Source organism: Polyangium mundeleinium (assembly GCF_028369105.1).
GTDB lineage: Bacteria > Myxococcota_A > Polyangia > Polyangiales > Polyangiaceae > Polyangium > Polyangium mundeleinium.
In genome coordinates this window covers 6,977,857-6,993,016 of sequence record NZ_JAQNDO010000001.1, presented here as the reverse complement: position 1 = coordinate 6,993,016, position 15,160 = coordinate 6,977,857, and the positions used below count along the sequence as shown (strand labels likewise).

Here is a 15,160-nt window from a genome sequence, read left to right as displayed (position 1 = left end):
GACCCAAAAGCGCGCGACCTTTCCGAAGTTCGCGAGCTCGGAAAGTTGACCAGGTGCCCCCGGCCATGGCAGGGAGGGAGACGTGCGTCGACTCACCTTGGCGATCGAGCGGGTTCTGCCGGTCGGAATCCTCGTCGTGGCGGTCATCGGGGTCCCGGTGATGATCCTTTCGCCGGAGGGGCTGCCGCGGCTGCGAGGGCTCGAACGTGAGCTCGAGCAGGTGGAAGAGGAAAGCGCGGAGATGCACCGCGAGATCGACGCACTGCGGGGCCGGGTCGAGCGGCTGCGGGACGATCCGACGGCGGTCGAGCGCATCGCGCGGGACAACCTCGGGCTCGTGCGACAGACCGAGGTCGTCTTCCAGTTTCCCGCGTCGCGCTGAGGGTCCAAGGGGCTCCTCGCCAACATAAAGAGTGATATCGTTCGCGCCGTGTCGGTCGAGTTGGGGCGACGCCTGATCGCGGCGAACCTGGTGACGCGGGAGAAGGTGCAGGCGGCGCTGCTCCTGTCGGTCGTGCGGGGAATCCCGTTCACGCGCGCGCTCGTCGATCGCGGGGCGATCACGGAGGCCGAGCTCGACGAGGAGATCGCGCGGTACGCAGGGCCGGGGCTGCGTCACGTGCAAGGCGCGCCAGAGCTCGTGGCGAAGCTGCCGCGCGCGATGTGCCGGAGGCTCTGCGCGCTGCCGACGCGGCTCGATCCGTTCACGGGGACCGTGGACGTGGCCGCGGCCGATCCGCTGGACACGCACATCGAGTCGGAGATGTCGTTCCACCTCGGCGCGCCGGTGCGCGTGCTGCGCGCGCCGATCGGCGCAGTGGAAGAGGCGATCCGGCGGATCGAGCTCACGGCGGCGCAGCCCGAGGCCCCGAAGAAGCCACGAGGCCGCCGCATCACGCCGGCCTCGCCCTACGGCGCGCCGCAGTCGTCGATCCCGCCGCCGCCCACGATCAGCACGCCGATCCCGCTGGTCAAACGCGTGCCGGAAGGGAGCGACGCGGACGGGTCGCAAACACCCGCAGCACCGGCGACACGACGCGGAGCGCCGGGGACGCTGCGCGGAGCGGTGCCGGTGGAGCGTGTCGTTCGTTCGGCGCTCCCGGCGACGAAGGCCGCGGCGGCACCGCCGCCGAGCTCGGACGATCCGCCGCGCGTGTCGTTTCCCTCGACGCCGCCGCCGGGCCCCGCGTCGGTGCCGTCGCCGCTCGCCGTGGCGCCGCCCGAGCTCACGGCGTGGCGCGGCGCGACACGTCCGACCCTGGATCCATCGGTCTTCTCGCGTGTGCCTTCGAGCGACGGAGGCACGGCGCCGCGTGTCGTGGGCGACGCGGCGAACGCGGAGAAGGCCGAGCGAGCAGCGGCGATGTGGACGACGCACGACGCGCCCATCTCGCACGCGCTCGCGCCAGCGCTCGGGGGCCCGATCCCAGAGCCGTCTGCGGGGCCGAACTCGTTCGCGCCGGCGCCGTCGGCACGTCGTGGGGGTGTGTCGGTGCCACCGCCTGCGATGTCGCTCCCGGTGCCTGTGAAGGGCCAGGTGACGGCGCCTGCGCCGGTGACCGTCTCGGAGCACGACGAGGAGCCGCAACGCCAGACGTTCGTGGGGCCGCCTCCCCTGCCCTTCCCGGATCCGAGCGCGATCCTCGGGGCGCTCGCGCGCGCGGCGACGCGGGACGAGATCGTGTCGCTCGCGCTCGGCGGCGCGGCGCTCTTCGCGCGTCGCGTGGCGCTCTTCGCGGTCAAGCGCGACGGGTTCCACGGATGGACCTGCAACGAGGAGTTCGGGGATGAAGAGGCGTTGCGGGCGCTCTCGATCCCGCACGACGTGCCGAGCGTGTTCGCGACGGCGACGGCGACGTCGATCTATCTCGGGCCCGTGCCCGAAACGCCGGCGCACGAGGGGCTGCTCGCGGTGATGGAGCGCGCGAGCCCGGACGTGGCCGTCGTGGCGGTGCGCGTCGCGGGGCGGCCGGCGGCGGTGCTCATGGTCGATGATCTCGGCGACACGCTGACCGGCACGCGCAGGATGGACGAGCTCGCTCGTGCTGTAGGCGAGGCGCTCGCGCGGCTCCTGTCGGCGCGCGGGTAGACGAACGTCGAGGACGACGAACGATGAAGAGCGACGACCGAGCGGAAGGCCAGGCGAAGGACGAATTCGAGAAGCGGCTCGCGAAGACGCGCAAGGCGGCGAGACCACGCGCACCGCTGCTCTCGGGGCCGCCCGGATCGGTCGGCGTGGACGCGGACGACCTCTACGACGAGGAGACGCTCGAGCGGCTGGGCTTTGATCCCGCGAACGATCTCGGCTTCCCGGGGATGCCGCCGTTCACGCGCGGCGTGCAGCCGAACATGTACCGCGGGCGCCTTTGGACGATGCGGCAGTACGCAGGGTTCGGCACCGCGGAGGAGTCGAACGCGCGTTACCACTACCTGCTCTCGCAGGGGCAAACGGGGCTCTCGGTCGCGTTCGACCTGCCGACGCAGATGGGGCGCGACTCGGATCACGCGCTCGCGGCCGGCGAGGTGGGGCGCGTGGGCGTGGCGATCGACTCGCTCGGCGACATGCGGCGTCTGCTCGCGGGGCTGCCGCTCGACACAATCTCGACGTCGATGACGATCAATGCGACGGCGGCAATCCTGCTCTCGCTCTACATCGCGGTCGCGGATGAGGCCGGGGTCCCGAGGGACAAACTGCGCGGCACGATCCAGAACGACATCTTGAAGGAGTACGTGGCGCGTGGGACGTACATCTACCCGCCGCGGCCTTCGATCCGGCTCATCAGTGACATCTTCGCGTTCTGTTCGAAGGACGTGCCGCACTGGAACACGATCTCGATCAGCGGCTACCACATGCGCGAGGCGGGCTGCGACGCGGCCCAGGAGATCGCGTTCACGCTGGCCGACGGGATGGCGTACGTGAAGGCCGCCGTCGAGGCCGGGCTCGACGTCGACGACTTCGGCGGGCAGCTCTCGTTCTTCTTCAACGGGCACAACAACCTGCTCGAGGAGATCGCGAAGTTTCGAGCCGCGCGGAGGATCTGGTCGTCGGTCATGGAGGAGCGGTTCGGCGCGAAGACGGACCGGGCGCGGGCGCTCAAGTTCCACTGCCAGACCGCGGGGATGACGCTGCTCGCGCAGCAGCCGATGGTAAACGTGGTGCGCGTGGCGATGCAGGCGCTCGCCGCGGTGCTCGGCGGTTGCCAAAGTTTGCACACCAACGGATTCGACGAGGCGCTCGGACTGCCGACGGCGGAGGCGGCGACGCTCGCGCTCCGGACGCAGCAGGTGATCGGCTACGAGTCGGGCGTGACGGACTTCGTGGATCCGCTCGGCGGCAGCTACGTGGTCGAGGCGCTGACGACGCGGCTCGAACAGGCGGCGCGCGAGTACATCCGCAGGGTCGACGATCTCGGCGGGATGGTGTCGGCGATCGAGCAGGGCTACGTGCAGCGCGAGATCCAGGCGGCGGCGTATCGCTACCAGCTCGAGATCGAGGAGAAGAAGCGCGTCATCGTGGGCCTGAACGAGTTCGCCTCGGAGAGCCCGCCCGTGACGGCGATGAAGATCGATCCGCGCATCGAGCGCGAGCAGGCCGAGCGGACGCGCGCGTGGCGTGCCGCGCACGAGGGGCCGAAGAAGAGCGAGGCGCTCGCCGTGATCGATCGCGCGGCGCGCGGCACGGACAACCTGCTGCCGCCGATCCTCGCGGCGGTGAAGGCGGGCGTGACCGTGGGCGAGATCAGCGACGTGCTCCGCGCCGCATGGGGCGAGCACACGGAAATCCTCACCATCTAACGGGCTGTTCCCTCTGGCGTGCATCGACCGCATCGCGGTCGATGCATCAGCGGTCCAGGGCTTGCCCTGGTTCGGGTCCAGGGGCGAAGAGCCCCTGGTCGGGTCCGGGGTGAAACCCCGGCGCCACGCTTCGCTTGACGATCACGTATCTCCGGGATCGTAAAGCCCGCGCTTCTTCAGCAGCGCGCGGAGATGGTTGCGCGCGACGTCGGCCTGGCGTGAGGCCTTCGAGAGGTTGCCGCCGCAGCGACGGACGAGGGCGTCGAGGTAGGCGCGCTCGAAACGATCGATCGCGCGGGCCTTGGCTTCGGCGAACGTTCCTTGGAGGTCGAGCGGCTCTCGCTCGGCCTCGCTCCCGCGGAAACCAAACCCCTCGCCGGCGAGATCGTTCTCCGTGATCGTCCCGTCCTGGCAGAGCGCCGCTGCGCGCGCGATCACGTTGCGCAGCTCGCGCACGTTGCCCGGCCACTTGCGCAGCGTGAGGCTCCGCAGCGCGTCCTCCGTGATGGCGAGCGGGCGCTCGGACGTGGAGAGCTCTTCGAGGAAGTGACGCGCGAGCAGCGGGATGTCCGCAGGACGCGCGCGGAGCGGCGGCAAGAAGACGCGCGCCTCGGCGAGGCGGAAGTAGAGGTCTTCGCGGAAGCGGTGCGCCTCGATCTCGGCGCGAAGATCACGGTGCGTCGCGGCGATCAGGCGGAAGTCGACCGGGATGATCTCGTGGCCGCCCACGCGCGAGAACGTGCGGCTCTCGAGGACACGGAGCAGCTTCGGCTGCAGGTCCATCGGCAGCTCGCCGATCTCGTCGATGAAGAGCGTGCCGCCGTGGGCGCGCTCGAACGTGCCGATGTGCCGCGCGTCGGCGCCCGTGAACGCTCCGCGCTCGTGACCGAAGAGCACGCTCTCGGCGAGCGTCGGCGGGATCGTCGCCGCGTCGAGCACCACGAACGGGCCCTCGCGCCGTGGTGAGTGCTTGTGGATCGCGCGAGCGAGCTCTTCCTTGCCCGTGCCGGTCTCGCCTTGCGCGAGCACGGTGAGCTGGCTCGGCGCCACGCGTTCGAGGGTCGCGAAGAGCTCGCGCATCTCGGCTGACACGCCGATGAGCCCGCCGAACCGGCCGCCTTCGCTGCCGCGCTCGGGCTCGGCGCGATCGTCGACCTCGACGCGGACGAGCGAGTCGCCGAGCTTGAGCAGCGCGCCCGGGCCGAGCTCGGCCTCGTTGAGGCGATGCGGGCCGAGCCACGTGCCGTTCGTCGTGCCGAGATCCCGCACGAGCACGCGGCCCTCGGGCCTGCGCTCGAGCTCGATGTGCGTCGCGGAGATGCGCGGATCGGGGATGACGAGGTCGTTGGTCTGGTGCCGGCCCACGGTGGCGCGGGCCCGCGTGACGAGAAGCGTCTTGCCGGCACCCGGTCCCTGGGTGACGACGAGGCGCGCGACGCCGCCGCCCTGTTTGGCCTGGCGGGGCGCGATTTCGGTCGCGGGAAGCTTAGGGGAAGCGGTGTCGCTCACGGTCCGCTCGGAGGGGTACCATGAACGGGGCGCCGCGTACTCTAGAAACCCGCTTCGTTCACCTGCGTGAGGGGCTTGGTGCCGCCTCGCGTCGTGACCGCCGGGCGCGTCGTTGGAACCGAAGCCGAAGAGGCGGCCGTGCTGGTTGCTTGCACCACGGGGCGCACTTCGCCCGTGGTGGACGTGGTGGCCGGCGTTTGCGTGGGGCTCGGCGGGGCCTTCGTCCGAGGATCGGGCTCCTGCGGGGCCGGCGCGGCGCCGCCGGTCGTGGGCTTCGGAGGAGCGATCTGCGTGGTCGGGGCAGGATCGCGCGTCAAGAACGTGGCGGCGGTCGCGCCGAGGATGGCCGCGCCCGCGATGAGGAAGGCGCCTGCGACGGCGCGGGATCGCTGCGGCTGCGGCGCGGGGCTCTCGGCCGGGATCGCCGCGGGCATCGGCGTGGGCGAAGGTTGCTTCGGCGCCGTCACGCTCGCGGGTTTCTTCGCCTCGGGGGGCGGCGGCTCGGCGGGCGTCGGATCCGCGGCGGCCGAGCAGAGCGCGGTCGGGAGGGCTTCGGCCATCTCGCCGGCGTCCTTGAAGCGCTCGGCGCGATCGGTGCGCAGACAACGATCGACGAGCTTCGCGAGCACGGCGGGCACGTCGCTCGCGACCTCGGCGAGCGCGGGCGCGTCCTTGCGGCGGATGGCGGCGAGCACTGCGTTTGCGTTCGGCGCTTCGAACGGTCGCCTTCGCGCGAGCATCTCGTAGAGGATCACGCCGAGCGCCCACACGTCGCTGCGCGCGTCCACGTCCGGATCGCCGAGCGCTTGTTCGTAGCTCATGTATTGCGGCGTGCCGAGCACCTGCCCCGTCGCTGTGAGCGTCGCGCAGAGCTCGGGATCCGCGGCCGCCGCGCGCACCTTGCTGATGCCGAGATCGATGATCTTCGGCACCGTGCCGCCGCTGTCACGATGCAGGACGATGTTGGCGGGCTTGAGGTCGCGATGGACGATCCCCGCGCGATGCAGGGCTGCGACGCCGCGCGTGATCGCGAGCGAGATCGCGCCGGCTTCCTTCCAGTCGAGGGGCGGATCACGGGCGATGCGATCGGCGAGCGTCTCGCCGTCGAGCAGATCGAGGACGAGGTAGAGGAAGCCGTCTTCGGTCTCGCCCACGTCACGCACGCCGACGAGGTGCTCGTGCTGGGCGATCGCGAGCAGGCGCGCCTCTTTCATGAAACGATCACGCACCTCGGTGCGCCATCCGGCCGCGTCGAGCGAGATCGCTTTGATCGCGACTTCGCCGCCGGAGACGCGATCCTCCGCGACCCACACGGTCGCCATCGCTCCCTCCGCGAGGGGGCGGACCAGCGCGTAACGCTCGGCGAGGACGCGGCCGATCTCCACTGCCCGAAGGAGTATCACACGCGCCTCGTTTCCGGGGAGATACGCGCTCTCCCCGATCGCGCTTCGGGTTCAGTCTGAGGTCATCGGGGCGATCACGATGCGATCGTCCTCGGTGCTGTCGAGGGCGGCCTCCACGACGACACGGACGCCGCCGCAGGCGAGCTCGAGGACCTTCGGCGCGCGCGTGCGCTTCCGACACGCGGGATTGTCCGAGATCCGCGCCGAAAACTCGCGCCGCACGAGCTCCGTCGCGCGGGACACGCCCGCTGCTCGACCGCTCGGATCTCCGAGATCGATCGCCCGACCGGTGAACGTCTCTTCGAGGCGTACGAAGAGATCCGGCCCGCCGATCGTGACACGCAGCGGCCTGCCACGCGCGTCCTCGACGACCACGACTTCGACGGTGGCTTGACGCTCCTCCGTGCCCTCCCCCTTCGTCACCTCGTACGGCAACTCGAAGAGCTTTTCACAGCGCATCTCTGCGCCGCGGGTTTCGTCGTTCCACGTGCACCTGGGCCATGGGAGCGAGAGGCTCCACGGGACGAGGAGCTCCGCTTTCGCCTCTACGAGCGGGCGCGCGAAGGCGTCCGGGTCGAGCCACACGCGGAGCGACGTCGTCATCTGCTCACGCGCGGCGCTTCGCATGCCGGCGAGCTTCGCGAGGCGATCGTTCGTGCCCATGACGGCCCGATCGAAGCCGCCTTCCGCGCTTGGCCCCTTCTCGGCGAGTCGTTCGAGCCGTTGCCGCGCCTCGGCGGCATGCGGGCCGCGCGGGAGCGCTGCGAGGTAGAAGTGCAGGCCCGCGGCGGTGCTCCGGTGCTCCTCGAAGTAGAGCGGCTCGGCCATCGTGTAGAACGCGCGCACCTCTGTCGCGAACGTGCCGTCGGGGTACTGCGCGAGGTAACGCGCTGCCGCGACGATGCGCCCTTCGAGCGTCGGCGAGACGCGCGTCTTGCGGAACGCGCCGTACTCGGCCGTGGACGTCGTGACGGGGCGGAGCGCAGCGCAGCCCGAGGCGAGCGCGACGAGCGCCGCCGCGAGGACGATCCATCGGGCGAAGGCGCGCCCCGCAGGCGTCACGGCTTCGCCTCCGGCGGACAAAAGTTGCACTCGGTCGAGATCGTCGAGCCCTGATCCGCGACGAAGCTCGCGTACGTGTCGCACGAGGCCGCTTCGAGCGCGCGCAGACAAACGTCGCCGTCGTGCACGATGGGGTAACAGCCCTCGGGGAACGATTGCGCAGGCTGCATCGGATCACAGGCGCGCGTGCACGCCGCTGTGGAAAAACCGCACTCCTCACAACGCGCGCAGTCGACCGCGGCCTTCTCGCGGAAGAACGCGGCGGCGTCGAGATCGGCGGGCGCTTCGCCGCAGCTCCCGATGTCGCCCACGGTCGGCGCGGCGACGACGAGGACGAGCATCGCCGCGAGGCGCGCGATTTCGATGCGGCCGATCACGCGAGCCTGCTTCATGGCAAGAACTCCACGTCGACGATCAAGCCGAGCGAGGCCGAGAGCACGGGGTACGCCGGGTACTTCTTCTCCCACGTGCTCGCCCCGTAGAACAGGCTGCCCGCCACATCGAGGACGAGCCCGAGCCCGCCCGTCACGAAGAACGCGCCTCCTCCTGCGACCGTGAGGCCCACGTTCAGATCCGGCGAGAGCAGGATCTCCGGGCCAACTCGACCATACGCGAGCAGCCGACCCGGACCGCGGTACATCAGGATGTACCCGGGGGTGAGCACGGTTTGCCCGACGCCGCTCAGCGCAAACGAGAGCCCCAGCATCCCTCCATGCTGCAACCCGTCGGGCGGCCCGAACGCGAGCGCGCCCATGAGCGTCGTGTACGGCGCCGTCGCGCTCGGCGACTCCGCCGACGCGCCGAGCTGCGTGGCCAGCCGATACGGGTTGTTGAAGCGAAGCCCGCCGCCGAACGAGAGCCCGGCGAGCGCACGCACGTAACCCTTGGGCGGCGCCGACAGGGCCTCGTAGAGCGCGCGCCTCGCTCCGGCTGCGTCTTCTCCCCGCGCGGCGGGCGCGTCTTCGGCGGCGATCGCGGTCCCGGCCCAGGCGAGGACACACCCTGTCGCGAACGTCGTCACGAGGGCCGTCGAACGTCGGGGGCGCGGGCGTTTTTCGCGCATGTCGGGGCCCTTGGGTCTTACCGCGTAACGTGCGTTCTTCGCACGTCAAATCACGCGCGCGACTCTTGCATTCGGCCCCGGCGTGAGCAGCAACAAATCTCTCAAGCCGGCCCGATCCGGGGCGAAACACGCACGGGCGGCCGCCCCGTCCACCCAGGCTCCGCCCCCCGCATCGAGCGTACGCAGCAGCGAACACCGCTACGGCGACACCCCCTCGCGGCGCGCGGGGATGTCGTTCGACGAGAGGCCCCCGCGTCCCGTGCTCGAAGACCTCGACGAGTTCGCCGCGCCGCCTCTGCCGGGCAAGGTGCACCCGGCCAACGCGATGGACGAGCCCGTGCACACGCTCGACGACAGCGACCGCGTTTTCCGACATCACCCGAACGATCAGGTGAGCGAAGGCTTCTCGTTCGATCCCGACAATGCCGACGCGGCAGCCGATCTCGCCGGCGATCTCGGGGCCGAGTTCCTCGAAGGCGCGACGCGCGGCCGCGACATGAGCGACGTGATCTTGTCGGACGAGGGACAGGACCTCGAGACGCCGTTCCTCGTCGAGGAGATCGGCGCCGAGGCCGAGGACGTGTACTTCTCGGAGGACGATCGTACGAGGATGGAGGATCCACGCGAACGGGACAAACCCGCCTCGCGCAAGCGCGCAGGCCCCACGGAGTGAGCCGAGGGCGTTACGCGCGGGCCTTCTTCTTGCGCGTCGCGCCCTTCTTCTCCGGCTTCGCCGCCGCGAGGATCTTGCGCGCCAGCGTCGAGACACCCACGCCCTCGGCGGCTCGCTCCATCCACGCGAGCCGCTCGTAGGGCGCCGTCGTCGGCGCTTCGAGGGGCCAGGGCCGATCCGCGCGTGCGCGGAGCACGAGCACGTCGAGCTCGCGGTGCGTGAGCACGTGCTCGACGCGCCCCACCTCCGTGAGCTTCGCCTCCAGCGCGACGCCCGCGCCGCGGAGGGAAGGCTTTGCGTCCTCGGCCGTCCGCGCCTCGACCATCGGCGGCTCCCACAACCCGCCGAACAGCCCTCCCTCCTTGCGCCGCGCGAACAAGAAGCGCCCCTCGTGCTCCACCACGGCCGCGACCATCGCCACGCGCGGCGACGCTCGTTTCTCCCCCACGATCGGCAGCTCGCGCTCCCTGCCCTGCGCCCGCGCCGCACACGCGTCGCGCACCGGGCAGATCAGGCATGCCGGGTTTTGCGGCGTGCAGATCGTCGCGCCGAGCTCCATCAGCGCCTGGTTCCACGCGCCGGGCTCCTCCCGTGGGACGAGCCGCTCCGCCACGCCCCAGATGCGCTTCAGGCCCGCCGTGCTCTTCACGTCGTCCTCGATCGCTTCGAGGCGCGCGAGCACCCGCGCGACGTTGCCGTCCACGAGCGCCGCGGGCCTGTCGAACGCGATGCTCGACACGGCGCCCGCGGTGTACGGGCCGATCCCGCGCAGCTTCCGCAGCTCCTCGGCCTCCGCAGGGAACACGCCGCCGTGTATCGAAGCGACCTCCTGCGCGCAGCGATGCAGCTCCCGCGCGCGCCGGTAGTAGCCGAGGCCGCTCCAGAGCGAGAGCACCTCGTCGATCTCGGCGGACGCGAGCGCCCGCATGTCCGGAAATCGCTGCAAGAACCGCTCGTAGTACGGGATCACCGTCTCCACGCGCGTCTGTTGCAGCATCACCTCGGAGAGCCAGATCGCGTAGGGATCCCGCGTCCTGCGCCACGGCAGATCCCGCGCGCTCTTGCGGAACCAGCCCTTGAGCTCGATGGCGAGCGTCGCCTCGCGCGTCGCCGCTTCCGCCGCGCGGCCCTTCGTTGTTTGCTTCAAGCGTCTCGACAGGCGCGCTCGACCTCGTCCGGCGCCTTCGGGATGTCGGCCGTCAGGTTCTCGTAGCCTGTGGCCGTGACCAGGATGTCGTCCTCGATCCGGATGCCGATCCCACGGTATTCCGCGGGCGCCTTCTCGTCGTCCGGCGCCACGTAAATCCCCGGCTCGATCGTCAGCACCATCCCGGGCTCGAGCGGGCGCGCCTCGCCGTCGCGGTAGTAGTGTCCCACGTCGTGCACGTCCATGCCGAGCCAGTGGCTCGTGCGGTGCGGGTAGAGCCGCTTGTACGTCTCTTTCTCGATGATCTCGTTCACGTCACCCGAGAGCAGCCCCTCGCGAACGAAGCCCTCGACGAGCGTCCGCACCGTGATGTCGTGCAGCGCGTCCACCGTCACGCCCGGCTTCACGGCCTCGATCGCGGCCATCTGCGCGGCGAGCACGATCTCGTAAAGCCTCCGCTGCACGGGCGAAAATGTCCCGTTCACGGGGAACGTCCGCGTCACGTCGGACGCGTAGTACTCGTACTCGCATCCTGCATCGATGAGCAGCAGCTCTCCGTCGACGAGCTGCTTCCGGTTCGCGTGGTAGTGCAGGATCGTCGCGTTCGGCCCGGCGCCCACGATGGGCGTGTACGCGGTGCGTTCCGCGCCGTTCCTCCGGAACACCTCGCGGATCTGCGCTTCGACCTCGTACTCGTAGCGACCCGGCGCCGCGAGCCGCATCGACCCGAGGTGAGCTTCGCGCGTGATCGCCGCGGCGCGTCGCATGAAGCCGAGCTCCGCTTCCGACTTCACCGCGCGCATCTCGTGCAGCACGTTGCCCGGCTCCACGATCTCCGTCGGCCACGTCTTCTTGGTCCGCGTCCCCTTCATCCGGAGGAGCTCCCGCGCGCGGAGCACGCGATCGTCGAGGGACCGGCTCTGGCCGAGCTTGTAGTAGAGCCTGTGGTAGCCCTCGAGGTAGTCGAGGAGCTTGTCGTCGAGCTGGTCGATGGTGAACGCCGCGTCCGCGCCGAACGCGGCCTTCGCGCCCTCCACGCCCGCGCGGGCCCCGTCGTACTTCTCGCGCTCCGGATCCCGCTTGCGCACGAACAGAACCACCTTGTGTTCCGGGTGCTTCGGGGCCAGAAGGAGCACGGCCTCGGGCTCGCCGAAGCCCGTGAGGTAGTGGAAGTCGGAGTCCTGGCGGTACTCGTGGTGGACGCTGTTGTTGCGGATGAGCTCCGGCGCCGCCGGAAGAACGAGCACGCCTTGCAGTCGCTCGAGCAGTTGCTTGCGGCGTTCGGCGAAGATGTTCATCGGGCCGGGACTCTAGCGCAGAACCTTGGCCGGCCAAACCCGCGACGTGCCCGCGCGCGCCTCCTCTTCCTCCTCCTAGCCGCGCTCGCGAGCCTCACCCTCCTCGCCGGCTGTCGCGAGCGCCCGCGCCCCTGGGAGCAGGCCGGCGGCGCCGCCTCCGCGCCCGACGCCCCGCCTCCGACCCCGCCCCTGCCCAAGCTCCCGCCCTCGATGCTCGGCGAGGCCCCGGCCGACCCCGACGGCGGCGCCGCCGAAGCAGGCCCGGCCGCGCGAAACGAGGACCCCATCGTCTCGCCCGTTCGTGTGGGAGGCCCCTGGATCCGCTGTTACGGCAACTTTCGACTCGAAGGGGATCCGCGGAAGGATCTCACGCGCCTGGCGATGCTTTGTGGTCCGGAGAACGGGATGCGACGGTTCACGAAGGAGCCGGTGGAGGCGGAGGTCGCCGAGGGGGGCGCGCCGGTACCGTTTCCGCTCGAAGCGAAAAAAGGTGAGTGTTATCGGATCTTTGCCGTCGCCGATCCGAACGTGACCGACCTCGACGTCGTGGTGCGATCGAGCCGAGGCACGTCGATCGCCGCGGATCACGGCGAGGATCGGTGGCCCATCGTCCAGCCCGATCGGCCGTTTTGTCCTCTGGAAGACGATACCCTGACAGTGGAGCTTGCCGCCCGGCGCGGAAAAGGAAAGGTCGTCGCCGAGGTTTGGGCGCTCCGTGTGTCGATGTCCGATTGACGAAGGCCCCCTTCCTGGCTAGTGAGCCGGCGGATGGGCGACATCGACGATCTTCCGAGCCGTGAAGAGCCGCCCGAGGGGGAGAAGCCGGAGACGGAGCGGCGGCGCACGTTCGATCGTGCCATTCCAGAGCTGCTCAAGCGCGCCGTCGAGCGCGCCGTCGAGACCGGCGTCGGCAAGCTGAGTGAAGGCCCCGACACCCTTCGGCATTTCGTGGGGGACATGAAGCTGCCGAAGGAGGTCTTGAACTACCTCTACCATCAGATCGACGACACGAAGACCGGTCTGTACCGCGTCGTCGCGAAGGAAATCCGCGACGTCCTCGAACACACGCAGTTCGCCGACGAGCTGACGAAGGTGCTCACGAAGCTCTCGTTCGAGATCAAGACGGAGATCCGCTTCGTCCCGAACGACGCGCGCGCCGCCGAAAAACCTTCCGCCGAGGAGGAAGACGGAGGCGAGCCAGAGGAGGACGAGGCAGGGGCAGCGGAGGGGCAGAAGGGCTTGCCGAAGCCGTCCGTCTCCGCGCAGGTGACGGTCAAGGACCGAGGAAAAGAGACGCGGCGCGAGCGCAGAAGACGCGAGGGTACGTGATCACGAAGAAGCCGAAGACCGGTGGCGAGATCGATTCTTATTGCACGAAATGCAAGCTTGACCTGACTCACCGCATCATCGCCATGGTCGGTGACGAGGTGAAGAAGGTCGAGTGCAAGACGTGCGGCTCCCATCACCTCTACCGCCGCCCGAAGAGCGAGAAGCTCGCGCCGCTGGCGCCGAAGACGAAGGCCGCCGGAGCCACGAAGCGCGAGGGCGGCGAAGAGCGCAAGACCTCGAGCGGCCGCGCGAGCGCCGCCGCGCAACGCGAGCGTGACCAGACGGTGCAGTGGGAGCACGCGATCGCCGGCCAGCCCATGGGCGCCTTCAAGCCCTACCGCGTCACGCTCACGCTCGGCCCGGGCGAGCTCGTCCGTCACCCGAAGTTCGGCGACGGCGTCGTCGCCCGCGTGATCGATCGCGGCAAGGTCGAGATCCTGTTCAAGGACGGCCCGAAAACGATGGCCCACGGTCAGGTCGTCTGAAGCTCGGCATACACGCCTCCGCTTGGGTCCTCGGCTCGTCCTGGGCTACCCTCCCGGCCCCGTGACCGCCCCCGAGACAGAAAAGAAGAAGAAGCCGCGGCGCTGGCGACGGCGCGTGGGCATCGGCCTCGGCGTGACGCTCGTCGCGGGGGGGGCGACGTGGTGGGCGATCCACAACGTGCCGGGCTTCGGCCCCGCACTCGCGGACGGCGTGCGCGCGGTGCTCGGCCCCTCCGTGGTCGCGTGGATCGAGGACACAGCCTACGGGCTCGCCGACCGCGTCAACGTCTGGCGTCACGGGGACGAGGCCCCCACGACGTTCTGGGAGGCCCCAGCCTCGGCCTCGGCCGCCCTGCCAGCCGCCCCCGCGCCCGAGGTCGTGCCCGCAAAGGCCGACATCGCCGACGCCTCCGCGCCCGAAGCCCCGAGCTTCCCCCCGCCACGCTTCGAGCCGCCCTTCACGAACGTCGCGGCGACGGGCGACGGGACATGGCTCGTGATGCAGGACGGCAGCCGCGCAGGCGAGCCGCCCGTGATGGTCAAGGGCGTGGTCCACCCCGATCCGAAGCGTGGCTTCGCCGCAGTGGCCGTCGTCGCCATGGACCTGACGCGCGTCGTGGTCCGCCTCGTCGCAGGCACGACCGAGCCCGTCTCCCAGAACGTGCCGCTCTCGGAGCGCCCCGGCCTCGTCCCGGCCACCGAGCATCCGGACCTCATCGCAGCCTTCAACGGCGGCTTCAAGGCGCTGCACGGGCAATACGGGATGATGATCGGGGGCAAGACGTTCCTGCCCCCACGCGACATCGCCTGCACGGTGGGGCTCTACCGCGACAACACGATCCGCATCGGCACCTGGCCCACGCTCGCGCCCACCGAGGCGCAGATGGCAGCGTACCGGCAAACGCCCGCATGCCTCGTCGAAGGCGGCGAGCTCAACACGAAGCTCACCGAGTACAACAAGAACTGGGGCGCGACGGTCAGCGGCGAGACGGTGATCCGCAGGTCCGCGATCGGCATCGACGCCGCAGGGCGCACGCTCTTCTACGCACTCGGCGAGGCCGTCACGGCGCAATCCTTGGCGCGCGCGATGAAGGCCGCAGGCGCGCGCGACGCAGCGCAGCTCGACGTGAACTACGCCTATCCGCGCTTCTTGCTCTTCGAGCACCCGCCCGCCGCAGAGCGCCGCGTCGCCTCATCCCTCGTGCCGCACGTCGACTACCGCGCACACGACTACGTGAAGGACCCCTCCCCGCGCGACTTCTTCTACGTCACGCGCCGCAGCCCGTGAGGTTTGTCCCTCTTCCGCGAGGGCTGAGGATGGGGAGCTTCTTGGGGCCGCTGCGCCGGGGCGCTGCCCCGGACCCCGCGGGGGCTGTTCGCCCCTCGACCCGAACCA

15 protein-coding genes are annotated in these 15,160 nt (G+C 70.3%); 8 read left to right on the top strand and 7 right to left on the bottom strand.

Annotated features, from left to right (window positions below):
* Window positions 1–82 precede the first annotated feature (82 nt).
* From POL67_RS27680 to POL67_RS27670, 3 genes are read left to right on the top strand one after another with little or no spacing between them, the layout of a single operon-like run.
* A complete protein-coding gene (locus POL67_RS27680) occupies window positions 83–382 on the top strand; it encodes an FtsB family cell division protein (protein ID WP_232379981.1) in 300 nt (99 codons plus the stop codon).
* Window positions 383–430: 48 nt separating this feature from the next.
* Complete coding sequence (locus POL67_RS27675; RefSeq protein WP_271922360.1) at window positions 431–2,089, top strand: GspE/PulE/PilB domain-containing protein; 1,659 nt, start codon at window positions 431–433, stop codon at window positions 2,087–2,089.
* Window positions 2,090–2,112: 23 nt separating this feature from the next.
* Entirely contained in the window at window positions 2,113–3,795 is a 1,683-nt protein-coding gene (locus POL67_RS27670; protein ID WP_271922358.1) for an acyl-CoA mutase large subunit family protein, read from the top strand.
* Between the two features lie 141 nt (window positions 3,796–3,936).
* Here the strand turns inward: POL67_RS27670 and POL67_RS27665 are convergent, their stop codons facing one another.
* Genes POL67_RS27665 through POL67_RS27645 form a run of 5 tightly spaced genes read right to left on the bottom strand, consistent with a single transcriptional unit; the run spans window position 3,937 to window position 8,832 of the window.
* Window positions 3,937–5,304 carry a sigma 54-interacting transcriptional regulator gene (locus tag POL67_RS27665; protein ID WP_271922356.1) on the bottom strand — a complete coding sequence of 456 codons (1,368 nt, stop codon included), beginning with the start codon at window positions 5,302–5,304 and terminating at the stop codon, window positions 3,937–3,939.
* Window positions 5,305–5,345: 41 nt separating this feature from the next.
* Window positions 5,346–6,707, bottom strand: coding sequence for a serine/threonine-protein kinase (locus POL67_RS27660; RefSeq protein WP_271922354.1), 1,362 nt, complete (start codon window positions 6,705–6,707; stop codon window positions 5,346–5,348).
* A 51-nt stretch (window positions 6,708–6,758) separates the two neighbouring features.
* Window positions 6,759–7,799, bottom strand: coding sequence for a hypothetical protein (locus POL67_RS27655; RefSeq protein ID WP_271922352.1), 1,041 nt, complete (start codon window positions 7,797–7,799; stop codon window positions 6,759–6,761).
* Window positions 7,766–8,161 carry a hypothetical protein gene (locus POL67_RS27650; RefSeq protein WP_271922350.1) on the bottom strand — a complete coding sequence of 132 codons (396 nt, stop codon included), beginning with the start codon at window positions 8,159–8,161 and terminating at the stop codon, window positions 7,766–7,768. The genes POL67_RS27655 and POL67_RS27650 overlap by 34 nt, the downstream gene beginning before the upstream one ends.
* Window positions 8,158–8,832 (bottom strand): hypothetical protein, encoded by a 675-nt coding sequence (locus POL67_RS27645; RefSeq protein ID WP_271922348.1) that lies wholly within the window; start codon window positions 8,830–8,832, stop codon window positions 8,158–8,160. The genes POL67_RS27650 and POL67_RS27645 overlap by 4 nt, the downstream gene beginning before the upstream one ends.
* Window positions 8,833–9,061: 229 nt before the next feature.
* On the opposite strand from POL67_RS27645, the gene POL67_RS27640 reads away from it, so the two are divergent.
* Window positions 9,062–9,505: a hypothetical protein gene (locus POL67_RS27640; protein ID WP_271922346.1), complete on the top strand. Its 444-nt coding sequence runs from the start codon at window positions 9,062–9,064 to the stop codon at window positions 9,503–9,505.
* 10 nt (window positions 9,506–9,515) lie between these two features.
* On the opposite strand, the gene mutY is transcribed toward POL67_RS27640, so the two are convergent.
* Both mutY and POL67_RS27630 read right to left on the bottom strand, forming a co-directional pair.
* Window positions 9,516–10,652, bottom strand: coding sequence for an A/G-specific adenine glycosylase (gene mutY / locus POL67_RS27635; protein ID WP_271922344.1), 1,137 nt, complete (start codon window positions 10,650–10,652; stop codon window positions 9,516–9,518).
* On the bottom strand, window positions 10,649–11,950 hold the full coding sequence (locus POL67_RS27630; protein ID WP_271922342.1) for an aminopeptidase P N-terminal domain-containing protein: 1,302 nt from the start codon (window positions 11,948–11,950) through the stop codon (window positions 10,649–10,651). The genes mutY and POL67_RS27630 overlap by 4 nt, the downstream gene beginning before the upstream one ends.
* Between POL67_RS27630 and POL67_RS27625 the strand changes: the two genes are divergently transcribed.
* The 4 genes from POL67_RS27625 (at window position 11,903) to POL67_RS53740 (ending at window position 15,052) form a co-directional block, all read left to right on the top strand.
* On the top strand, window positions 11,903–12,685 hold the full coding sequence (locus POL67_RS27625; RefSeq protein WP_271922340.1) for a hypothetical protein: 783 nt from the start codon (window positions 11,903–11,905) through the stop codon (window positions 12,683–12,685). The two genes, POL67_RS27630 and POL67_RS27625, sit on opposite strands and share 48 nt — an antisense overlap.
* A gap of 33 nt (window positions 12,686–12,718) precedes the next feature.
* Window positions 12,719–13,279, top strand: a complete 561-nt coding sequence (locus POL67_RS27620; protein ID WP_271922338.1) for a hypothetical protein — start codon at window positions 12,719–12,721, stop codon at window positions 13,277–13,279.
* Window positions 13,276–13,764: a hypothetical protein gene (locus POL67_RS27615; protein ID WP_271922336.1), complete on the top strand. Its 489-nt coding sequence runs from the start codon at window positions 13,276–13,278 to the stop codon at window positions 13,762–13,764. The genes POL67_RS27620 and POL67_RS27615 overlap by 4 nt, the downstream gene beginning before the upstream one ends.
* A 61-nt stretch (window positions 13,765–13,825) precedes the next feature.
* Window positions 13,826–15,052 (top strand): phosphodiester glycosidase family protein, encoded by a 1,227-nt coding sequence (locus POL67_RS53740; protein ID WP_271922334.1) that lies wholly within the window; start codon window positions 13,826–13,828, stop codon window positions 15,050–15,052.
* Window positions 15,053–15,160 lie beyond the last annotated feature (108 nt).